Origin of the sequence: Streptomyces carpinensis (assembly GCF_002154505.1) — a bacterium.
Classification (GTDB): domain Bacteria; phylum Actinomycetota; class Actinomycetes; order Streptomycetales; family Streptomycetaceae; genus Streptomyces; species Streptomyces carpinensis.
Window position 1 is genome coordinate 1 of sequence record NZ_MUBM01000249.1, and the last position, 21,715, is coordinate 21,715.

General features: G+C 70.8%; 21 protein-coding genes. 16 read left to right on the plus strand and 5 right to left on the minus strand.

Annotated elements, in window-relative coordinates:
* The 8 genes from BZY54_RS30735 to BZY54_RS30770 all read left to right on the plus strand — a co-directional run.
* On the plus strand, positions 1-853 hold an 853-nt coding region (locus BZY54_RS30735; protein ID WP_107419864.1), incomplete at its 5' end, for an NAD(P)/FAD-dependent oxidoreductase.
* A 10-nt stretch (positions 854-863) separates the two neighbouring features.
* Positions 864-1,334 carry a RidA family protein gene (locus BZY54_RS30740; protein WP_086728638.1) on the plus strand — a complete coding sequence of 157 codons (471 nt, stop codon included), beginning with the start codon at positions 864-866 and terminating at the stop codon, positions 1,332-1,334.
* The gene (locus BZY54_RS30745) at positions 1,331-2,014 is read left to right on the plus strand and encodes a DUF1028 domain-containing protein (protein WP_086728599.1); all 684 of its coding nucleotides are present in this window, start codon (positions 1,331-1,333) and stop codon (positions 2,012-2,014) included. The genes BZY54_RS30740 and BZY54_RS30745 overlap by 4 nt, the downstream gene beginning before the upstream one ends.
* On the plus strand, positions 2,014-3,159 hold the full coding sequence (locus BZY54_RS30750; protein WP_086728600.1) for a M20 family metallopeptidase: 1,146 nt from the start codon (positions 2,014-2,016) through the stop codon (positions 3,157-3,159). Before BZY54_RS30745 ends, BZY54_RS30750 begins: the two co-directional genes overlap by 1 nt.
* Complete coding sequence (locus BZY54_RS30755; RefSeq protein ID WP_086728601.1) at positions 3,156-3,404, plus strand: hypothetical protein; 249 nt, start codon at positions 3,156-3,158, stop codon at positions 3,402-3,404. The genes BZY54_RS30750 and BZY54_RS30755 overlap by 4 nt, the downstream gene beginning before the upstream one ends.
* A 14-nt stretch (positions 3,405-3,418) precedes the next feature.
* Positions 3,419-4,870, plus strand: coding sequence for an aspartate ammonia-lyase (locus BZY54_RS30760; RefSeq protein ID WP_086728602.1), 1,452 nt, complete (start codon positions 3,419-3,421; stop codon positions 4,868-4,870).
* A gap of 118 nt (positions 4,871-4,988) precedes the next feature.
* On the plus strand, positions 4,989-6,350 hold the full coding sequence (locus BZY54_RS30765) for an MFS transporter (protein WP_086728603.1): 1,362 nt from the start codon (positions 4,989-4,991) through the stop codon (positions 6,348-6,350).
* Positions 6,351-6,391: 41 nt separating this feature from the next.
* The gene (locus tag BZY54_RS30770; protein WP_086728639.1) at positions 6,392-7,318 is read left to right on the plus strand and encodes a LysR family transcriptional regulator; all 927 of its coding nucleotides are present in this window, start codon (positions 6,392-6,394) and stop codon (positions 7,316-7,318) included.
* Positions 7,319-7,459: 141 nt separating this feature from the next.
* Here the strand turns inward: BZY54_RS30770 and BZY54_RS30775 are convergent, their stop codons facing one another.
* Positions 7,460-8,077 carry a TetR/AcrR family transcriptional regulator gene (locus BZY54_RS30775; protein ID WP_086728604.1) on the minus strand — a complete coding sequence of 206 codons (618 nt, stop codon included), beginning with the start codon at positions 8,075-8,077 and terminating at the stop codon, positions 7,460-7,462.
* Positions 8,078-8,325: 248 nt separating this feature from the next.
* Here BZY54_RS30775 and BZY54_RS30780 point away from each other — a divergent pair, with 248 nt between their 5' ends.
* The 4 genes from BZY54_RS30780 to BZY54_RS30795 all read left to right on the plus strand — a co-directional run bounded on the left by BZY54_RS30780 (position 8,326) and on the right by BZY54_RS30795 (position 13,512).
* Positions 8,326-9,798 carry an aldehyde dehydrogenase family protein gene (locus BZY54_RS30780; protein ID WP_086728605.1) on the plus strand — a complete coding sequence of 491 codons (1,473 nt, stop codon included), beginning with the start codon at positions 8,326-8,328 and terminating at the stop codon, positions 9,796-9,798.
* A 73-nt stretch (positions 9,799-9,871) separates the two neighbouring features.
* Entirely contained in the window at positions 9,872-11,239 is a 1,368-nt protein-coding gene (locus BZY54_RS30785; protein ID WP_086728606.1) for an aminotransferase family protein, read from the plus strand.
* Between the two features lie 127 nt (positions 11,240-11,366).
* The gene (locus tag BZY54_RS30790; protein ID WP_244217421.1) at positions 11,367-12,869 is read left to right on the plus strand and encodes an APC family permease; all 1,503 of its coding nucleotides are present in this window, start codon (positions 11,367-11,369) and stop codon (positions 12,867-12,869) included.
* A 202-nt stretch (positions 12,870-13,071) separates the two neighbouring features.
* Positions 13,072-13,512, plus strand: coding sequence for a globin domain-containing protein (locus BZY54_RS30795; protein WP_086728607.1), 441 nt, complete (start codon positions 13,072-13,074; stop codon positions 13,510-13,512).
* 66 nt (positions 13,513-13,578) lie between these two features.
* Here the strand turns inward: BZY54_RS30795 and BZY54_RS30800 are convergent, their stop codons facing one another.
* Positions 13,579-15,006 (minus strand): sensor histidine kinase, encoded by a 1,428-nt coding sequence (locus BZY54_RS30800; protein ID WP_086728608.1) that lies wholly within the window; start codon positions 15,004-15,006, stop codon positions 13,579-13,581.
* Positions 15,007-15,464: 458 nt separating this feature from the next.
* Here BZY54_RS30800 and BZY54_RS30805 point away from each other — a divergent pair, with 458 nt between their 5' ends.
* A complete protein-coding gene (locus tag BZY54_RS30805; protein ID WP_086728609.1) occupies positions 15,465-16,379 on the plus strand; it encodes an aldo/keto reductase in 915 nt (304 codons plus the stop codon).
* 50 nt (positions 16,380-16,429) lie between these two features.
* Positions 16,430-16,903: a YrdB family protein gene (locus tag BZY54_RS30810; protein WP_425276333.1), complete on the plus strand. Its 474-nt coding sequence runs from the start codon at positions 16,430-16,432 to the stop codon at positions 16,901-16,903.
* A 65-nt stretch (positions 16,904-16,968) separates the two neighbouring features.
* On the opposite strand, the gene BZY54_RS30815 is transcribed toward BZY54_RS30810, so the two are convergent.
* Positions 16,969-17,949, minus strand: a complete 981-nt coding sequence (locus BZY54_RS30815; RefSeq protein ID WP_086728611.1) for an alpha/beta fold hydrolase — start codon at positions 17,947-17,949, stop codon at positions 16,969-16,971.
* 396 nt (positions 17,950-18,345) lie between these two features.
* On the opposite strand from BZY54_RS30815, the gene BZY54_RS30820 reads away from it, so the two are divergent.
* A complete protein-coding gene (locus BZY54_RS30820) occupies positions 18,346-19,557 on the plus strand; it encodes a glycosyltransferase (protein WP_086728612.1) in 1,212 nt (403 codons plus the stop codon).
* Here BZY54_RS30820 and BZY54_RS30825 read toward each other — a convergent pair.
* Positions 19,554-20,183 (minus strand): hypothetical protein, encoded by a 630-nt coding sequence (locus tag BZY54_RS30825; RefSeq protein WP_244217422.1) that lies wholly within the window; start codon positions 20,181-20,183, stop codon positions 19,554-19,556. The two genes, BZY54_RS30820 and BZY54_RS30825, sit on opposite strands and share 4 nt — an antisense overlap.
* Before the next feature lie 182 nt (positions 20,184-20,365).
* Positions 20,366-20,578, minus strand: a complete 213-nt coding sequence (locus BZY54_RS30830) for a DUF4287 domain-containing protein (RefSeq protein WP_107419866.1) — start codon at positions 20,576-20,578, stop codon at positions 20,366-20,368.
* A gap of 337 nt (positions 20,579-20,915) precedes the next feature.
* Here BZY54_RS30830 and BZY54_RS30835 point away from each other — a divergent pair, with 337 nt between their 5' ends.
* Positions 20,916-21,671 (plus strand): flavodoxin family protein, encoded by a 756-nt coding sequence (locus BZY54_RS30835; RefSeq protein ID WP_086728614.1) that lies wholly within the window; start codon positions 20,916-20,918, stop codon positions 21,669-21,671.
* The last annotated feature ends 44 nt before the right edge of the window (positions 21,672-21,715 follow it).

Genomic DNA, 21,715 nt, shown 5'->3' on the forward strand with positions numbered 1-21,715 from the left:
GGACGGCGCCGTCCCCGTGCAGATCCACTCCAGCGGTTACCGCAACCCGGAGCAACTGCCCGAGGGCGCGGTCCTCGTGGTCGGGGCCGGCTCCTCGGGGGTCCAGATCGCCGACGAGCTGCGCCGGTCCGGTCGCAGGGTCTTCCTCTCCGTCGGTCCGCACGACCGTCCTCCCCGCGAGTACCGCGGACGTGACTTCTGCTGGTGGCTCGGTGTGCTCGGACTCTGGGACGCGGAGACGCCTCCCCAGGGTGCCGAACATGTCACCATCGCGGTCAGCGGCGCCCGCGGCGGCCACACCGTGGACTTCCGCGCCCTGGCCGGCGCCGGCATCGAGCTCGTCGGCCTGACCGCGTCCTACGACGACGGCGTACTGCGCTTCGCGCCGGATCTCGCCAAGAACATCGCGGTCGGAGACGCCAAGTACCTCGCGCTCCTGAGGGCGGCCGACGAGTACGTCGAACGCAACGGGCTCGACCTCCCCGAGGAGCCGGAGGCCCACGTCCTCGGGCCGGACCCCGAATGCGTGGCCGACCCCCGACTGGAGCTCGACCTGGCCGAGGCCGGAGTCACCTCGATCGTCTGGGCGACGGGCTTCGCCGCCGACTACAGCTGGCTCGAGGTCGACGCGTTCGACGAGAACGGCCGGCCGAACCAGCGACGAGGAGTGTCCTCCGAGCCCGGCGTCTACTTCCTGGGCCTGCCCTGGCTGTCCCGCCGCGGGTCGAGCTTCATCTGGGGCGTCTGGCACGACGCCAGACATGTGGCCGACCACATCGTGACCCAGCGGGGCTACCTCGCCTACGGCACCCCCGACCGGCCCGGCGCCGCGCCGGCGACCCAGAAGAACTGAGGAGCAGATGATGACCTCCACCAGCGAGGGCCGACCCGTGAAGGCCCCGATCGTCACCGGCGGGCACACCCGGATCCGTCCGTTCAACACACGCGACACCTATCCCGAGCAGAACCTGGACAACGACCTCTGCCAGGCCGTGGTCGCCGGCGACACGGTGTACGTCCGGGGCCAGATCGGCCAGGACCTCGACACCAGCGAGTCCGTGGGCATCGGTGACGCCGAGGCCCAGGCCGAGCAGGCGATGGCCAACATCAAGATGCTGCTCGAAGAAGCGGGCAGCCGCATGGAGCACCTGGTCAAGCTCACCATCTACCTGATCGACCCCCGTTACCGCGAGGCGGTGTACCGCACCGTGGGCCGCTGGACGAAGGGCGTGCACCCGATCTCCACCGGACTCGTGGTCTCCGCTCTGGCCCGCCCGGAGTGGCTGTGCGAGATCGACGCGATCGCGGTGATCCCCGAGGAGGCGCGGCGATGACCTTCTCCCTGGTGGTCCGGGACGGCGAGCGCTTCGGCATCGCGGTCAGCTCCTCGAGCCCCGCCGTCGCGGCCAGGGTCGCGCACCTGCGTCCAGGGGTCGGTGCGGCGGCCTCGCAGAACGTCACCGATCCCACGCTCGGCACGAGGCTGCTGGAGCGGCTGGCGGAGCACGGCGACGCCGAACGCGCGCTGGCCGACGTCATCGGTGCGGCGCGGGACGCCGACGACGCCGGAAACATCGACTACCGGCAGCTGACCGTGCTCGGCCGCACCGGATGCGGATTCGCCTTCAGCGGCACCCGCACTCTGGGCAAGCACGCGTCGGCCACCGCGGACGGCGCGGTGGCGGCGGGCAACATGCTCGCCGGCGAGCACATCCCCGGGGTGCTGCTGGACGCCTACTTCGCGGCCGGCGGCCACCTCGAGGAGCGCCTGCTCGCCGCGCTGCGGGCGGCCCTCGCGGCCGGCGGCGAGGAAGGACCGGTGCACTCCGCGGGCCTCGCGGTCGTCGCGGACGTGGACTGGCGGGTGACCGACCTGCGCGTGGACTGGGCCGACGACCCCATCGACCGGCTCGGCGAACTCCTCGCCGTCTGGCTGCCGCAGCGGGACGACTACGTCCGCCGCGGACTCGATCCCGCGGCCTCCCCCTCCTACGGCGTTCCCGGCGATCTGTGATGGCGTCGCTGAAAGAGGGCGCCCGGCGCGAGGTGGAACGCCACGCCGAGGAGCTGATCTCTCTCTCCGAGCGGCTGCACGCCGACCCGGAGACCGCCTGGGAGGAACACCGGGCCGCGGCCTCGGTACCGGAGTCGCTGGACCGTGCCGGGTTCGAGGTGACCTCGTCCTACCTGGGGCTGGAGACGGCGTTCCGCGCGCGGTTCGGCAGCGGTCCCACCCGGATCGCGCTGTGCGCCGAGTACGACGCGCTGCCGGGGCTGGGCCACGCGTGCGGGCACAACCTGATCGCGGCGAGCTCGATCGGTGCCGCGCTCGGCCTGGCCGCCGTCGCGGACGACGCCGGCCTCACCGTGGAGGTCTACGGCACACCGGCCGAGGAAGGCGGCGGCGGCAAGATCGAGATGCTCGACCGGGGTGCCTTCGCCGGGGTCGATCTCGCGATGATGGTGCACCCGGCGCCGGTCGACGTCGCCGAGGCCCGGCCGTTCGCGGTCAGCCACTCCAAGATCACGTACACCGGGAAGTCCGCGCACGCCGCGGCCTACCCGGAGGCCGGGGTCAACGCGGCCGACGCGTTCACCGTGGCCCAGGTCGCGATCGGGCTGCTCCGCCAGCAACTGCCCGCCTCGGCCCGGGTGCACGGTGTGGTGACGCACGCCGGGGACGCGCCCAACGCCATCCCGGAGCGGACCACCGGCCGCTGGTACGTGCGGGCGGAGACGCTCGCCGAACTGGCCGAACTGGAGCCACGCGTCGTGCGGGCCTTCGAAGCGGGAGCCCTCGCGACCGGATGCGAGCTGGCGATCGAGGCGGAGAGCAAGCCGTACGCCGAGTTCCGCACGGACGAGACCGCCCTCGCGCGCTACCGCGCCAACGCGCTCGCGCTGGGACGTGAGTTCGCCCCGCCCGGTCAGGCCGCACGGATGAACCGGGCCTCCACCGACATGGGCAACGTCTCCCAGGTGGTGCCGGCCATCCACCCCTACATCGGGATCGGTTCGCTGCCCGCCACCAACCACCAGCACGAGTTCGCCGCGTTCTGCGTGGGGGGCACGGCCCAGCGCGCACTGCTGGACGGGGCCGTGGCGCTGGCCTGGACCGGAGTGGACCGGAGCGTGCCGAGCGGGGGAGCGGCGGAATGACCGGGGCCCGCACCGCTCTGGCCCCGGGGCCACGCCGCGTACTGCGGCCGGACCCCGGCGGGATCCCGCCCGGGTCCGGCCCGGCGGCCGTGATCCTCGACCGGTCCGCGGTCGAGACCCCCGGCCGGTGCGACCGGCTGCGCCGCGGGCACCAGCGGCTGCTCGCGGCCTGCCGGCGCAGCGCCGACGCCCTGGGCGTGCCGGTCGGCGCGCCGTCGCTCACCGGCACCCCCGACCCTCGATGAACCGGAGGACACCGATGTCCCGATCTTCCGCGCCGCAGCACAGTGCCGCAGGTATCGGACCGAGCGGCGGGCTGCGCACCGAACACGACATGCTCGGTGACGTCGACGTGCCCGCGGACGCCTACTTCGGGGCGCACACCGCCCGGGCGGTGGCCAACTTCCCCATCACCGGCGAGACCCTCGCCGCACGGCCGCATCTGATCAACGCGCTGGCGGCGGTCAAGCAGGCGGCGGCCGTGGCGAACGCCGAGATCGGCGCGCTGGACCGGGAGAGGGCGGACGCGATCACGGCCGCCTGCACCGAGATCCGCCACGGCGCACTGCACGAGCAGTTCGTGGTCGACCTCATCCAGGGCGGCGCGGGAACGTCGACCAACATGAACGCCAACGAGGTGATCGCCAACCGGGCGCTGGAACTGCTCGGCCGGCGCCGCGGGGAGTACTCGGCCCTGCACCCGCTCGACCACGTCAACCTGGGCCAGAGCACCAACGACGTGTATCCGACCGCGGTGAAACTGGCACTGGACGGGCAGATCGCCGAACTGCTCGGCGCGCTGGGCCCGCTGCGCGAGGCCTTCGAGGGCAAGGCGGCCGAGTTCGCCGACGTGCTGAAGATGGGGCGCACCCAGCTCCAGGACGCGGTGCCCATGACGCTCGGCCAGGAGTTCGGCGCGTTCGCCGCCACCCTCGCCGAGGACGAGCAACGGCTCGCGGAGGCCCGGCTGCTGCTGCACGAGCTCAACCTGGGCGGCACGGCGATAGGCACCGGCCTCAACGCCCGCCCGGGCTACCGGGAGCGCGCCGTGGAGCAGCTGCGCCGGCTGACGGGCATCCCCACTCTGGTGTCCTCGCCCGATCTCATCGAGGCGACCCAGGACGTGGGTGTGTTCGTGCAGCTGTCCGGGGTGCTCAAGCGGGTCGCGGTGAAGCTGTCCAAGATCTGCAACGACCTGCGCCTGCTGTCCTCGGGGCCGCAGGCCGGGCTGGGCGAGATCACGCTCCCGGCACGGCAGGCCGGATCGTCGATCATGCCCGGCAAGGTCAATCCGGTGATCCCCGAGGCGATCAACCAGATCGCATTCGAGATCATCGGCAACGACGTGACCGTCACCCTCGCGGCCGAGGGCGGCCAGCTGCAGCTCAACGCGTTCGAACCGATCATCGCCCGGAGCCTGACCGCCGGCCTCGACCACCTCACCGCGGGCATCGGCGTACTCACCGAACACTGCGTGCGCGGCATCGCCGCGAACCGGCCGAGGCTCGCGGAGATCGTCGCCACCTCCACCGGTCTGGTCACCGCGCTCAGCCCCACGATCGGCTATGAGACCGCCTGCGCGATCGCGCTGGAATCGCACCGCACCGGCCGGCCCGCGCTCGACCTGGTACGCGAACGCGAGCTGCTGACCGAGGCGGAACTGCGTGCGCTCACCAGCCCCGCGTCCCTGACCGGCCGGCCGGCGACCTGAGTGACGCAGACATGCCGTTAGGCCCTGTCGTCGAACTCCCGTCCGCCCCGCGACGACAGGACCCAGCCGCATCCCCACAGCTCCGGTTTCTTCCGCTCACCTGCCCGAGGAGGGGCGCATGCCCACCCGCAACACCGAAGTCACCACGGCCCAGGAGTCCACCGACCTCGTCACCCTGCGCAGAAGCGTCGCCGCCGGAGCGGTCGGCGTGTTCGTGCACTGGTTCGACTGGGCTGCCTACGCCTATCTCGCCGGCACCGTCGCGTCGGTGTTCTTCCCGTCCGAGAACGGCACCACCGGACTGCTCGCCGTGTTCGCGGTGTTCGCCGTGTCGTTCGGCATCCGCCCGATCGGTGCGCTGGTGTTCGGGCCGCTCGGCGACAGGATCGGCCGCAAGCGCACACTGTCCCTCGTCATCTTCATGATGTCCGGCGCCACCCTGACGATCGGCCTGCTCCCCGGCTACTCGTCGATCGGGGTCGCCGCCCCGACGCTCCTGGTGGTCCTGCGCCTGCTCCAGGGGTTCGCGGCCGGCGGCGAGTTCGGCAGCGCGGCGAGTTTCCTCGCCGAGAGCGCCCCCCGGCGCCGCCGCGGATTCGGGGTCAGCTGGCTGGAGGCCGGCTCCCTGCTGGGCTTCCTCGCCGGATCGTTCGTCTTCCTGCTGCTGTCGACGGCGCTCAGCGACGACCAGCTGTCGTCCTGGGGCTGGCGCATCCCCTTCCTCGTCTCCGCGCCGCTGGGAGTCATCGGATTCGTCATCCGCACCAAGATCGAGGACACGCCCGAGTACAAGGCGCTCGAAGCCAACGACGCCGTCCCGAGCAGCCCCGTGAAGGAGCTGCTGCGCTGCAACAAGAAGCAGCTGCTCCAGGCGGCGGGCCTGATGACGGCCATGCACGTGCCGTTCTACGCCGTGCTGACCTACCTGGTCACCTACGAAACCGATCACCTGGGGCACTCGGCCGGCAACGCCGCCCTGCTGTCCACGGTGATCTCTCTGCTGGGGCTGGTGCTCGTGCCCGTCTTCGGCCTGCTGTCCGACCGCGTGGGACGCAAGCCGGTGTTCGTCGGTGCCACGGCCGCCCTGCTGGTCGTCTCGACCCCCGCGTTCCTCCTCATGCGCACCGGCCTGGTCGGCACCTGGATCGCCGGTCTGCTGTTCGGCGTGATCCTTGCGGCGATTCTCGGCACCTACGCGGTCTGGTCTGCGGAGATCTTCCCCACCCGGACCCGGCAGTCCGGACTGTCCATCGCCTACAACGTCACCGCCGCGCTGTTCGCCGGCACGGTTCCGTACCTGATGACCGTACTGATCTCGGCGACCGGCAGCACGTTGGTACCGGGCCCGTACCTGATGGTGGTCGCGGCCGGCGGACTCGTCGCCGCACTGTCCCTGCGCGAAACGGCCGGCGATCCCCTGCTGCGGGCGGAGGACCTGCCCGCCGCGGATGCCCGGCCGGTTCCGGCCCGCACCGAATAGGGTCTGGCCAGAACACGAATGATCAGGTGCAGGGGTTCGACATGACATCGCCGGTGGGCTTCACGCTGGTTCAGCTCCGCTACTTCCTCGTCGCCGCCGAGTGCGGTTCGATGACGGAGGCGTCGGCGGAGCTCCACATCGCGCAGTCCGCCGTGTCCGCGGCCGTCTACAACCTGGAGCGGGACCTGCACGTGCAGCTGTTCATCCGCCGCAGGGGCCGGGGCCTGACCCTGACGCCTGCGGGGGAGAGGCTTCGGCAGCAGGCGCGCGAGCTGCTGGCCCGCGCACGCGAGGTCGAGAGGGAGGCCCGGGGAGACGGCGAGACCATCTCCGGGCCGGTGGCCGTCGGCTGCTTCGTGACCCTCGCCCCGCACTACCTGCCGGCCCTGTTCGGCGAATGCACCAGCCGCTATCCGGGCATCGAGATCGACGTCGCGGAGTCGGAGACGGATCAGCTCATCGATGCGCTGCGCGCGGGACGCATCGACTTCGCCCTCACCTACGACCTCGGTCTGCCCGGCGACCTCGAACTACGCAGCGAGACGATCGCCCGGGCCCCCGCCTACGTCATCGTCCCGGCCGACCACCCGCTGGCCGGCCGGGACTCCGTGGAGCTGACCGAGCTGGCCGCGGAGCCCCTGGTCCTGCTCGACCTGCCCCACAGCCGCGACTACTTCCGCTCGCTGGTGGCCGCCACCGGCACCGCGCCCGACGTGCGCTACCGCACCCAGAGCTATGAAACCGTGCGCTCCCTGGTGGCCCGAGGACTCGGATACTCCGTGCTGAACCAGCGCCCGGCGACCAGCCAGACGTACGGCGGCGGCGAGATCGCGGAACTGGAGCTGCGGGACGAAAGCCCCGCGCTCGAGGTCAAGCTGGCCTATGTGGAGGGCATGACCCAGACCGCCCGCGCCCAGGCGGTCATGAGGCTGCTGCGGGAGATCGGCGCCCGCCGCGCCGCGGCCTGAGTATCGGCGCTGCCCGCGCCGCGGGCCTGGGTATCGGCGTTCGCCGCACCACGGCCTGAGCGGGGACCGTCTCACGCCCACGCCGCTCCACGCGCCCACAGCTCCACGCGCACACCGCCCGAGCCGCCTGCCTCGCGCCCTCTACAGCTCGGCGCAGCCCGTCACAGCACGCGCGTGGGCCAGGATCAGCTGACGGGCTCTGTCGGGCCGCAGCGCCGCATTGTGGCTGATGATGTGCAGGCCGTAGCCGTCCTCCATGGCCACCAGTCCGTGCGCCAGGTCGTGCGCGCTCGCGGCGAGGGCGAACGCGCCGGTCGCGGCGCCGACCTCGAGCGCGGTCGTGTAGAGGGCGACCTCCCGGGCGAAGAGGGAGGTCATCAGTTCGGCGTGGCCGGGGCTGCGGCCGGCGCGCCGGTGCAGCTCGTAGAGCAGCCCGTGGACGGGGTCCTCCGTGGTGCCGGGCAGGCCGCTGTCGAGGAGAGCGCGCAGTCGCCCGGCGGGATCCTCGGCGGGCGCCCCGTCGTAGGCCCGCTGCCGGGCGGTCAGAAAGCTCTCCACCGCTTCCCGGTGCACCTCCAGCACGAGATCGCCGAGCTCGGGGTAGTAGTACAGCACCGAGCCCTGTGAGACGCCCGCCGCGTCCGCGATGTCCTTGATGCGCAGTCCCTCGAGTCCGCGCTCGGCGATGGCACGCCCCGCCGCGAGGACGAGCGCCTCCCTGCGAGCCGTCTGGTTGCGTGGTCTGCCAGCTTTCCCCATGACGGTCGATTCTCTGTTACTCGGACCAGTTTCAGCAAGAAGTTTCTGTCGAGAGCATTGACGGCCGGTTCACCAATTGTTTGAATCTCGACTCAAAGAAACCGGCGCGAACCTCGCTGCGGGCCGCATCGCCCGCTCCCGCGCCCACTGTTTCGACCCCAGCCCTCTGTCTGAGACGGCCCAGGCCGCACGCGATCCCGACGGGCATCAACGCACCCACGTCACACCACGCAATCGAAGGCCACAGCATGACGACGTACTCCCACTGGCGGCAGCGCGCCGCCGACCTCGCGCCACGCACGCGCCTCTTCATCGACGGAAAGTGGACCGATCCCGCCGACGACACCTGGTTCCCCACGGTGAACCCGGCGACCGGCAGGACCACCGCCCATGTGGCGGCGGGCTCGGCCGATGACGTCGACCGCGCCGTGAGGGCCGCCCGCGCCTCCTTCGAGGACGGCCGCTGGTCGCGCACCGCGCCGGCGGAGCGCAAGCGGGTCCTGCTGGAACTGGCCCATCTCATCGAGGCCCACGGCGAGGAGCTCGCGCTCTGCGACACCCTCGACATGGGCAAGCCCATCGCCGAGTCCCACGGCACGGACGTGCCCGGTGCGGCCGGCGTGTTCTCCTGGTACGCGGAGGCCGTCGACAAGCTCTACGACGAGGTCGCCCCCGCACCGGCCGGCAACCTCGCCCTGGTGCGCCGTGCCCCGCTGGGCGTCGTGGGCGCGGTGGTGCCCTGGAACTTCCCCCTGGACATCGCGAGTTGGAAGCTGGCACCCGCCCTCGCCGCGGGCAACAGCGTCGTACTGAAGCCGGCCGAGCAGTCACCGCTGTCGGCGCTGCTCCTGGCCGAACTCGCCGCGCAGGCCGGCCTTCCGGACGGCGTGCTGAACGTCGTCCCCGGCCCCGGCGAGGTGACCGGGCGGGCCCTCGGCCTCCATCCGGACGTGGACACCCTGGTGTTCACCGGCTCCACCGCCGTGGCCCGGCACTTCCTGGCGTACGCGGCCGAGTCGAACATGAAGCAGGTGTGGCCGGAGGCCGGCGGCAAGAGCCCCAACCTGGTCTTCGCCGACGCCGACCTGGAGGCCGCCGCGGAACGCGCCGCCTGGGGCTTCGTCTACAACTCCGGGCAGGTCTGCTCGGCCAACACCCGGCTGCTCGTCGAGGCCTGTGTCGCGGAGGAGTTCACGGCCAGGGTGGCCGAGCACGCCCGCACCTGGCTGCCCGGCGACCCGCTCGACCCCGCGACCCGCCTCGGACCACTGGTCGACGAGGCCCAGGTGGAACGCATCCTCGGCGCGCTCGCGACGTCCGGCGGCACACTCGTGTGCGGCGGTACGCGCCCAGGCCGTGAGGGCGCCTACCTCGATCCGGCGGTCGTCACCGGTCTCGGACCGGACGCCCCGCTCGTACGGGAGGAACTGTTCGGGCCCGTGCTCACGGTGCTGCCCTTCCGGGACGAGGCCGATGCGGTCCGGTTGGCCAACGACTCCGCCTACGGTCTGGCCGCGTCCGTGTGGACCCGGGACCTGGGCCGGGCGCACCGGGTCGCCGACGCCCTGCACGCCGGCACCGTGTCGGTCAACACCGTCGACGCGCTGAGCCCCTTCACCCCCTTCGGCGGTTTCAAGCAGTCCGGCCACGGCCGCGACCTCTCCCTGCACTCCTTCGACAAGTACACCGGCCTCAAGACCACGTGGATCGCCTACGGCTGACCCGCGCGGGCGGTGCACAGCCACCGCCGGCCACAGCACCCGCCATCGGCACACACCAAAGGACCCATCACCCATGACACTCAACGCCGCAGACCTCACCCGCCTGGACCGAGCGCACATCATCCACCCCTACCTGCCCGGCAGTGCCACGGAGCGGGTCGTGATGACGGAGGGCTCCGGCTGCCGGCTCACTGACTCCGAGGGCCGCAGCTACCTGGACGCCACCGGCGGCCTGTGGCTGGCCCAGATCGGGCACGGACGCACCGAACTGGCCGACGTCGCGCACGAGCAGATGAAGAAGCTGGAGTACTTCACCAGCTTCTGGGAGTTCTCCAACGACCGCGCCATCGAACTCGCCTCCAGGCTGGCCTCCCTCGCCCCCGAGCCCCTCAACCACGTCTACTTCACCTCCGGCGGCTCGGAGGGCAACGAGGCCGCCATCAAGATGGCCCGCTACTACCACCACCGGCGCGGCGAGAGCAGCCGTACGTGGATCCTGGCCCGCCACAAGGCGTACCACGGCATCGGCTACGGCGGCGGCTCGGCCACCGGCTTCCCGGTCTACCACGAGGGCTTCGCCCCGATGATGCCGCACGTCTCCCACCTCACCCCGCCGTGGCCGTACCGCTCCGAGCTCTACGGCGACCGGCCGCTGAGCCCCGAGCAGGTCACCGACTTCCTCGTCCGGGAGCTGGAGGAGCGCATCGCGGAGATCGGCCCGCAGAACATCGCCGCGATGATCGGTGAGCCGATCATGGGCGTCGGCGGCATGCTGGTGCCGCCCGCCGACTACTGGCCGCGCGTGCGCGAGGTCCTCGACCGGCACGGCATCCTGCTGATCTTCGACGAGGTCGTCACGGCCTACGGGCGGGTGGGGGAGTGGTTCGCCGCCCAGTACTTCGGCGTCACCCCCGACATCATCGTCACCGCCAAGGGCATCACCTCCGGCTACGTCCCGCTGGGTGCCCTTCTGGTGGGCGACCACGTCGCCGAGGTGCTGCTGCGCGAGCACGGCTTCCCCATGGGCTACACCTACAACGGCCACCCGGTGGCCACGGCGGTCGCCGCCGCGAACCTCGACATCATCGAGAGGGAGGGCCTGCTCGCCCGCGCGACCAGCGTCGGCGCCGTCCTGCACGCCGAACTGCAGGCCCAGCTCGGCGAGTTGCCGATCGTCGGCGAGATCCGCTCCGTCGGCATGATGCTCGCCGTCGAGCTCGTCGCCGACCGCGCCACCCGTGCCCCCCTGCCCCTGAACCCCGACCGCATGCCGCACGACGTGATCCGGCAGGAGACCGGCGTGATCGTCCGCGACTCCGCGCACAGCCTGGTGCTGTCCCCGCCGCTGATCATGACGGAGGCCGAGGCCAAGGAAGCGGCCGCCGCCCTGCGCGCCGTCCTGGAACGCACCGAGCCCACCGGCGAGATCCGCGGCGCCTGATGTCTCCCGGGAGGCCCGGCCGACGCCGGGCCTCCCGCCCAGCACCACCCGACACGGACCCCACACCGTCGCGGCGCCCCGCACGCGCCTTCTCGCAGTGCACCCTCTCCCCTCCTAGGAACTGCCCGTGTCCTCCAACCTCTCGTCGACCGACCAGCGCGCATCCGACACCGAGACCGCTCTGCGGCGCAGTCTCAGACGCTTCGACATCACCGCCATGGGCATCGCCGCGGTCATCTCCTTCGACACCGTGGGACAGATCGCCACCGGCGGCGGGGAAGCCGCCACCTGGACCGCGGCCATCGCGCTGCTCTTCCTCGTCCCCTACGCCCTGCTGTTCGCCGAGACCGGCGCCGCCTTCCCCCAGGAAGGCGGTCCCTACGTCTGGGTCAGGCTCGCCCTCGGCCGCCCCGCGGCCGCTCTCACCACGCTCTTCTACTGGGTCACCAACCCCGTCTGGCTGGGCGGTTCCCTGGTCTTCCTCGCCGCGGACACCTGGGACCGCTTCGTGTTCCACCTGGGATCGGGAACCTTCGCCGACTACGCCTTCAAGCTGCTGTTCGTCTGGGCCGCCATCCTCACCGCCGTCGTCTCCCTGCGCCGCGGCAAGTGGATCACCACCGCCGGCGCGGCGGTCAAGGTGTTCGCCCTCGCCCTGTTCACCGGCACAGCCGTGCTGTACGGGCTGCGGCACGGCTTCCAGGGCCTGCACGACGCGCACTTCGCGCCGACGACGGCCGGCTTCCTCGCCCTGGTGCCGGTACTGCTGTTCGCCTACGTCGGCTTCGAGGCACCCAACGCGGCCGGCGAGGAAATGCACGACCCGCAGCGCGACGTCCCGGCCGCCCTCGGGCGCTCCGCCGCCGTCGCCGCCTGTTGCTACCTGCTGCCCGTCCTCGCCCTGCTGGCCGTCGTACCGGCACACCAGGTCACCGGCATCGGCGGATTCATGGAGGGGGCCCGCCTCGTCTTCGGCGTCTACGGCCCGGCCGCCGGCACATTGCTGGAGGTCACCGCGGTGATGTTCGTCCTCGCCCTCCTCACCCAGGGCAGCGCGTGGATGATCGTCAGCGACCGCATGCAGGCGATGGCCGCCGCCGACGGCGGCTTCTTCTCCCGCTCGCTCGGTGCCTTCCACCCCCGCCTGGGCACCCCGGTGCGCACCAATCTGCTGTCCGGCGCGGTCGCCACGGTGTTCATGCTCGCCGCCATGCAGCTAGCGGACGGGGACGCCGGCGCGGTGTTCTCCGTCGTGCTCACGGTCGCCGTGACCACGCTGCTGCTGTCGTACCTCGTGATCGTCCCGGCGCTCGTCCTGCTCCGGCTGCGCCGTCCCGACGTGAACCGGCCCTACCGCGTGCCCTTCGGCAACCCCGGCTTCCTGGTGTGTGCGGCCCTCGTCTACGCGTGGATCGTGATCGGGTCGTGGTCGGCGCTCTTTCCCGGCGTCCTGGAAGGGCTGTTCGGGATCGGCTACGTCTTCCACGACGTCTGGGGCGTCTCGCGGCTGTCGTTCGAGGCGTTCACCCTGGGCACCGTGGCCGTGCTGCTGACTGTCGGCGCCCTCGGTGTGCGAGTGGCCCGCAGGAAGGACACCGCGCCGCCGGAAGCGGGCGAAGCCGTTTCATGAGACGGCCGGCGGCCGGTGCCCGGCTCACCGGCCGCCCCTCGGCGTACTCGCTCGAAGCCGCGGCTGTGTCGACGATGTCCCGCACACCTCGATCTGACGCACATTCGCCTCACAGCGGCCACGGTCGCGAGCTGAGGAAACCGACAGCGGCGAGCTTTCGTTCGGGCACGAGGAGGTAACAAGGGGTGTCTACGGTCTCGGCATGACTTTCGACCCCGCTCTCATCGCCGCCAGTTTCGCCCTCGTCGAACCCCACGGCTCCAAGGTGACCAAGTACTTCTACGAGCACCTGTTCCAGAACAATCCCGGTGTCAGGGGCCTGTTCTCCCAGCACATGGAGGAGCAGGAGGACCGTCTCTGGGGTGCGCTCGGCGGCCTGGTGGCCAACCTCGAGGACACCGAGGTGGTCACCCGTATCCTGCGCGGTCTCGGCGCGCGACATGTCGGCTACGGCGCGCTGCCCGAACACTTCCCGGCGATCGGCGCCAGTCTGATCGCCGCCCTCGAACACTTCGCGGGCGAGGCCTGGACCGTGGAGATCGAGAGGTCGTGGACCGCCCTGTACGGGGTTGTCAGCGCCACCATGAGCGAGGCGATGACCGGGGCGGCCCACGGCGTGGCCGACGTGTCCCACGGCACCTGACGACCGAACCGGTGGCCTTCGGCCACGCCGCATCCGCTCGCCCGGCGACCCCGCCCGCAGTGGCGTTCACCAGGTCTCAAGGCCCACTTCGCCGGGCGGTGTGGGGGCGCCCGGAATCTGCACGACGGCCTCGGTCCCCTGGGCGGCGGCGGCCCGCAGTGTCACGGTGCCGCCCGCTTCCTGGACAGCCTTGGCCACAATAGCCAGCCCCAGGCCGCTTCCCGGCAGGCTCCGAGATGTCGGCGAGCGCCAGAAGCGATCGAACACGTGCGGCAGTTCATCGGCGGCGATCCCCGGCCCCTGGTCGCGCACCACGAGTCGGCCGTTGCTGAGCTGGAGGTTCACGACTGCTCCAGGCGGTGAGAACTTCACCGCGTTGTCCAGCAGGTTCACGACGGCCCGCTCGAGAGCGGCGGCATCAGCGAGGACGTACCACTCTTCAAGACTGCTGGTGAACCGGACCTCACTTCCGCGGGGTCTCACACGTTCCATGGCGCGCCGAGCCACCTCATGAAGCGGAACGACACGACGCGTGGCCTCGTCGTGCTTGACGTCGAACCGGGAAAGCTCCTGCAGGTCAGCTATGAGAACGGCGAGTTCCCCGGTTTGTGATTCCACGGAATTGAGCAGGTCCTCCAGTGCCTTCTCCGGGAGCTTCCGGCCCGACCTGAAGCTCCTTGCCAGAAGCTGGATGTTCGCCCGCAGGGAGGTCAGCGGCGTGCGCAGTTCGTGGCCCGCGTCGGCAATCAGTTGCTGCTGACTCTCTCGCGAGAGCGCCAGGGCTTCCGTCATGTCGTTGAAGCTCCTGGAAAGCCGGGCGATCTCGTCAGTGCCCTCGACAGGTATCCGAACGGTCAGGTCCTGAGTGTGAGCGATGTGCTCCGCCGCACGGGTCAGATGCTCCACCGGCTTCAGGCCGCCGCGGCTGACCGCGACACCGGCGGTGGCCGCACCGACGACGCCGAGACCCGCAAAGCCCGACAACCACAGAGCGAGGTTCTTCAGAGGTTTTTCCACAACAGTGAGGGACTGGGCGATCGATACGGCGTATCCCTCGGAAAACCTCGGGGAGGTGTTGGGGCGCGTCGTCGAAACACGCATCTTCCGCCCGTCCTCGGACACCGTTTCGTGTGTCGCCGACCTGAGGAGTCCCCGTGCTACAGCGATGTCGGTCGAGCGAACCTCCAGTTTCCTGTTGCCGGGCGCGACGCACACCGTTCCGTCAGATGTGACGACCTGCACCACATAGGGGGTCGGTGTCTCGTTCCCCTGTTCCGGCGCCGGTAGTTCAGTACCGCACAGGCTCAGCAGTTCCTGCACATATCCGGGTGACGCCTGAACGTTCTTCAGGTTGGAGTCGAGTTGGTCGATCAGCTGCTGCTCGGTGACCAGCCATGACGCTATCGCGACAGCACTGACGGCCAAGGTCACCGCCACAGCGGCGGACAGCCCGAGCCTCAGTCGCAGGCTCAGGCGCCTGAACGCGTTCTTCACGTCTGGTGGCCCCCGGAGGTTCCTCGGTGGCCCCTCGCCCTCGGGCAAGGGGCCACATCGTGACAGTCACCCACTGCGACAGATCGCCGCGACTGCCGGCGCTCGTGCCGGGCGACTCCTGTCTGCACCACGAGTGTGCGCACTCATGATGAGAATCAGCTGAAGTGCCCCGGCCGACCGAGCCGGCTGAGGGCAAGGGCTTCCCGCTGCGACCACCCGCGGACCTGGCGACGTACTTCTGACCTGCTGGCGGACGTCCTGGCCGACCTGCTAGATTTTCGCAGCGCACAAGCCTTCTCGTACGGATTCCGATCCGCCGGGGAGGCTTTACTCATGCCCGGGGCCGCCTCAGCCCGGGCAGTGGTGAACCAGTTTCCAGGGTGCGATACCCGCCACGCCGGGCGAGCCGAACGCGCCGCGGTTCCCCGTTTCCCAGCCCGCAGGAGGAGAGCCGTCTCATGAGCCCACGGACGAACGTCGCAGCAGCCGCCGGTACCTGGCGACTCGGTGACCTGACCGTCAACCGTGTCGGGTTCGGCGCGATGCGCCTGACCGGTACCGCACCCTTCGACCACGGCGTGCCGCGTGACCGCGAGCAGTCGATCGGCGTGCTCCGACGGGCGGTCGAGCTCGGCGTGAACCACATCGACACCGCCTCGTTCTACTTCTCGGCGACGCGCTCGGCGAACGAGCTGATCAACCGGGCGCTTGCGCCGTACCCGGAGGATCTGGTCATCACGACCAAGGTCTGGCCGGGCCGCGATCCCTCGGGCGAGTGGTGGTGGGCCACGCCGTCGCAGTTGCGCGGACAGGTGGAGGAGAACCTTCGCCAACTCGGCCGCGATCACCTGGACGTGGTGAACCTGCGTGTGCCACCGAGCCGCCGGACCGGCTCGATCGGCGAGCACTTCGGCGCATTGGCCGAGCTGCGCGATGCCGGGCTGATCCGGCACCTCGGCGTCTCCAACGTCACGTCCGAGCAACTGGCCGAGGCCTTGGGCATCGCCCCGGTGGTCTGCGTGCAGAACCCCTACGGGATCGGTGCGTCGGAGCAGGAGCGGGCTCTCCTGCGGCTCTGCGGTGAACTCGGCCTCGCCTTCGTCCCGTTCTTCGCGATCGCCGGCTCCGGGCGCGAGGCGGGTGCGGCGGCCCGAGACGGCGAGGAGGCGCACGCCGTCGCCCGCGCGCACGGTGTGTCCGTCGCACAGGTCCGCCTGGCCTGGACCCTGCACCAGGGGCCGCATGTGCTGGCCATCCCGGGGACCGCTGATCCGGACCACCTCGCACAGAACGTGGCAGCCGGCGCGCTGCGGCTGACGGAGGAGGAGATGGCACGCCTCACCTCACCGCAGCCGGCCGGCGACGCTGCGTAGGCCGTCACCTGGTCGCGCCGATCGCCTCGAGCGGATTGCACAAGCCGTTCGTGAGACGTCGTGTCATGCTGTCCCTGCCGGAACAGTGGGAGGGGCGGATGGCGGGGGACATCGGTGGTGCGGCCGGGCTCGGTGCGCGGCCCTGGTACGCCGTCAACGAGGGCCTGGCGTTTCTGCTTGAGCTTGCAGCGCTGGGGTTCCTGAGCTGGTGGGGATTCGGGGCAGGTCATGAGGGCGCCCCCAGGATCCTGCTCGGCGTGGGAACACCCCTGCTGGCCATCGTGGTCTGGGCGTTGTTCGCCGCGCCCCGGGCACGGCTGCGGCCGCGGCTTGCGCTGGTCCTGGTGGTGAAGGCGCTGGTGTTCGGCGGTAGCGCCGCCGCTCTGTACGGAGTGGGTCACGCCGTCGCAGCGGTTGCCATGGCCCTCGTGACGGCGGCCAACACGGCGGTGGCCGAGATCTTCCGTGCCGACCCGCCGACCGCGGGGCGGCACGGGCTCGACGGGCCGGGCGATCACGACTGACCATCCGGTGGCCGGGCGGTTCACGCAACGTCCGGCCGTCCGGCCGGAGTCACGTGAACGGCGCGTCAGGTGGGCAGGGCGGCGAGCCAGTCGGTGAGGAGACGGTTGACCTCGTCGGGGCGTTCCTGCTGGATCCAGTGGCCACAGCCGTCGAGGACGTGGGAGGAGACCAGGCCCGGTAGCGTGACCGGGTACGCCTTGATCGCATCGGTCAGCCATGTCGTCGAAGCGTCCGATCCGCCACCGGCGAACAGGGAGGGCTGGGGGATGGGTGCACCGCCGAAGGCGGCCAGGTCCTCCCAGTCGCGGTCCATGTTCCGGTAGCGGTTGAGCGCTCCGGTGAGGCCGGTGCGTTCGAACTCCCCGGCATAGACGTCGAGGTCGCTCTCGCTGAGCCAGGCGGGCAGCCGGCCGACGGGGAACCGGTCACGCAGCGTCCCACCCTTGCTGACGAAGTGCGGATCGGGGGCGCCGGACGGGGGCATGGTGTCGGCGGACAGGGCGGCGTAGAAGCCCGCGAGCCAGCCGCGTACATCGGGTTCGATCTCGGCCTCGGCGCGACCCGGCTCCTGGAAGTACGAGACGTAGAACTCCTCGTCCCCGCCCATCTGCGCGAAGATGTCGCTGGGGCGGGGCCCGCCGGGCGGGGTGTAGGGAACGCTCAACAGCCCCACCGCCCTGAACACCTCCGGCCTGAGCAGGGCCGAGTTCGCGGCGATGGCCGCGCCCCAGTCGTGCCCGACGACCACTGCCGACTCCTCGCCCAGGGCGCGCACCACCGAGACGTTGTCGTCCACCAGGTCGAGCATCCGGTACGCGTCCCTTGGAGCCGGCTTGGAGGAGCGGCCGTAGCCGCGGACGTCGATGGCGACCGCGCGGTATCCCGCGGCGGCGAGCACCGGCAACTGGTGGCGCCAGGAGTACCAGGATTCCGGGAAGCCGTGCACCAGCAGCACGAGCGGCCCGGTTCCCTGCTCCACGAGGTGGATCCGGCCTCCCGGCGAGGTGACCAGCCGGTGTGTGATCTCCGTGACCTGCTGCGACATGCGCCCTCCTCCAGGACGATCGGCCTGCCGTGGGCCGGGAGGGCGGCCTTCCGCCCTCCCGATGGCTCAACTGCCTCCACGCCGATCATCCGGAAGACCGTGCACGGAGGACGAGCCCGTTTGCCGATTCAGCAAGTCGCCGGCAGTCGGCTCACCCGTCATACATACGAAACGAGCCGTCGCTTCGCGAGAAGGGGCTTTCCGCCCACGGCGCACGGCGAAGAACACGAAAGACATGCCCGAAAGACATGAAAGGCCACAAAAAGCAAAGGCAAGGAGGTTCCTCTCCTTGCCACTCTCAACCTATAGCACAGCGGGGGGCTTGCGGCAAGACCCGTGTCATGCCTCAGGATGGTCGGCCGACCCAAAAAACTGTGGAAATGGGGGGTTTGCCACATGCGTGTGGTGTTGTCGACGTGGGGATCGCGCGGGGACGTCGAACCGGTGGTGGGACTCGCGGTGAGGTTGCGGGAACTCGGGGCCGAGGTCCGGGTGTGCGCACCTCCGGATCAGGAGTTCGTGGCGCTGCTGGCTCGTGTCGGCCTGTCACTGGTGCCCCTCGGCCCGACGGTGCGCTCGGTGGTGGGCCGCGAGCGGCCGCCTTCGGCGGAGGACGCGTTCCGGCTCGCGGCCGAGCTGGTCGCCGCGCGCTTCGACTCGCTCGCCGCGGCGGCAGAGGGATGTGACGCGCTGCTGGCGACCGGCCTGATGCCGGCCGGCGCACGCTCGGTGGCCGATAGCCTGGGCATCCCCTACGTGTTCGCGTGCTTCCATACGCTCGGCCTGCCCTCGCGGCACTTCCCGCCGGGACGCCGGCCGGGCCGGCAGTCCGCACCGGATGAAACCGACCTCGAGGTGCTGTGGGAGCAGGACGCCCAGCGCGTGAACGAGCTGTACGGCGCGGCGGAGAACAGCCACCGGGCGGCAATCGGCCTGCCGCCGTTGGACAACGTCCGGGACTACGTGTTCACCGACCGGCCGTGGCTGGCGGCGGACCCGAACCTGGTCCCGTGGCAGGACATGACCGACCTGGACCTCGTGCACACCGGACCGTGGCTCCTGCCGGACGAACGCCCGCTGCCGGAAGACCTGGAGGCGTTCCTGGACGCCGGCGAGCCACCCGTGTACGTGGGCTTCGGCAGCATGGCCATGCACACCTCGACGGACCTCGCCCGGGCGGCCATCGAGGCGATCCGCGCACACGGCCGCAGGGTCCTCCTCGGCCGCGGCTGGGCCGGCCTGGCCCTGATCGACGACCGGGACGACTGCTTCGTCGTCGGCGAGGTCAACCATCAGGCGCTGTTCGGCCGGGTGGCCGCCGTGGTGCACCACGGCGGCGCCGGCACCACGACGACGGCGGCTCGTGCCGGCGCACCCCAGCTGGTGGTGGCTCAGATCGCGGACCAGCCGTACTGGGCCGCCCGGGTGGCCGAGCTGGGCATCGGCGCGGCGCACGACGGTCCGAGGCCGACCTTCGACTCCCTGTCGGCCGCGCTCACCACGGTCCTGGCCCTTGAGACCCGAGCGCGGGCGAAGGCCGTGGCCGGCACGATCCGCACCGACGGGGCGGCGGTGGCCGCGAAGCTGCTGCTCGACGCGGTCGGCTAGGGTCTTTCGTCTGGATCAGGCCGGATCAGGGAGCGGGGTCTGGTGCGTGCGGCTGCCCAGGGGCGGAAGGCCCGCGCCGCCGACGGCCCTGACGGCTCCGGCGAGGGCTCGGTGGCTTCGGGAAAGCCCAACTCGTCCAGCAGCGCGCTGAAGAGATCCTCCACGAAGAGCTCCCGCGAGCGCAGCAGTTCCTCGACCCGGGGCTGCTGCGCTGGGGCAGGCAGGTCCGCCGCCGCAGCCCAGGCGAGGGCGGCTTCGGCGTCGGCGGGAACCGCCGCCTCGAGCTCCGCGCGCTTGCGCCGTACGGCCTCGTCGAACTCGGGTGTGCCCACCCACAGGCTCACGTCGTCCACGTCCTCGGGCTGCTCGGCGAGAAGCGCCGCGGCGTTGCCCAGGTTGAGCCACGCCTGCCAGCGCCGCCCGTCGGTGCCCAGCCCGGTCACGAGGGCGACGCTGCTGTCGGACACGTCGGCGGCGCACGCCGGTGCACCGGTCCATTCGACCAGGGGGAGCAGGCAGTCGTTCTCCCATATGCCGAGATCGAACTCGAGAGTCTGCCAACCGCCGGGTCGCGGCCACCACGCATGCACGGTGCTCTTCAGTTCCTGATCGAGACTGTCGAACACAGGTGCTTCCAGCAGTGGACGCCCGCTACGGGCAAAGACCAGGTGACCGGAGAATCCCACGCGACTTCCTCCCTCGAGACGTTGCGGGCACCTTATGGGCCACCACCGACACAAAGGGCCCGAGTGCCTGTCGGCATGGGGTTCCGCCGGTCGTCGGTGCCGCGGCGCAAGGAAACGGCGTCCTACTTGCCGCCGGCCTCCGCGAGGGTGTGTGCGACGAGGGCGTTGGCATGGCCGTGACCCAGGCCGTGCTCGGCCTTGAGCCAGTTCACGAGCTCCATGTGTTTGGTCAGCGGGGAGGAGCGGATGAGGTCCTTCCACTCCGCTATCGGGCGACCGTACTTTTTCTCGATGGACGGAAAGTAGCTGGCAGGGCCCTTGACGGTGTCCGTCATGTCGGCTGTGTCCCCTCTGTTCGTGCCCGCTGTTCCTGGACTGCCGGCCACCCGGACATCCGTGCGGCGCACTGCGGTGTCGTCGCATGTATGACGCGTGGGCGCGACTGGAGTCATCGGTCGGCGAAGGTGTCCTGCGTCACACTTCGGATCTTCGACAGCCCTGCCGGTTCACCCGTTCGAGGCAGACGGTGGGGCGGCGGCTCGGGCGGGCGCGCCCAACGTCCGCCCCGGCAGCGCCGGCTGGGCCGTTCGGAGGCACTGTGGTGGCGGCTGCCGCGGTCGGCGCGCACGCTGGAGCCGGATTGCACGCGCCGCCGCGCACCGTGCGGCGGTCATGCGCTGGGAGGACCGTGTGACCGTTTCGTCGCCCGCCGCCGACGTACCGCCGGCCCGGTATGACGACCTGCGCGCCCTGGTGATCAACTGCACCCTCAAGCGCTCGCCGGAGACGAGCAACACCCAGGGGCTGATCGACCGGAGCACCGCCATCATGGGTGCGCAGGGAGTGCACGTCGATGTCGTACGCGCCATCGACCACGACATCGCCACCGGTGTGTGGCCCGACATGACGGAGCACGGCTGGCGTACGGACGCCTGGCCGGATCTGTACCAGCAGGTCCTGGCCGCCGACATCCTCGTGCTGGCGGGCCCCATCTGGCTGGGCGACAACAGCTCGGTGATGAAGCAGGTGATCGAGCGCCTCTATTCCTGTTCGAGCCTGCTCAACGAGGCGGGGCAGTACGCCTATTACGGCCGTGTCGGCGGCTGCCTGATCACCGGCAACGAGGACGGCGTGAAGCACTGCGCCATGAACGTGCTCTACAGCCTGCAGCATCTGGGATACACGATCCCGCCCCAGGCGGACGCCGGGTGGATCGGCGAGGCAGGCCCCGGCCCCTCCTACCTCGACCCGGGCTCGGGCGGCCCGGAGAACGACTTCACCAACCGCAACACCACCTTCATGACGTGGAACCTGCTGCACCTGGCCCGGGCGCTGAAGGACCTCGGTGGCATCCCCGCCTACGGCAACCAGCGCACGGCCTGGGACGCCGGCTGCCGCCGCGACTACGAGAACCCCGAGCACCGGTGAGCGGCGCCACCCCAGTATGGGTGGTGCGTAGACAGGACGGGGGT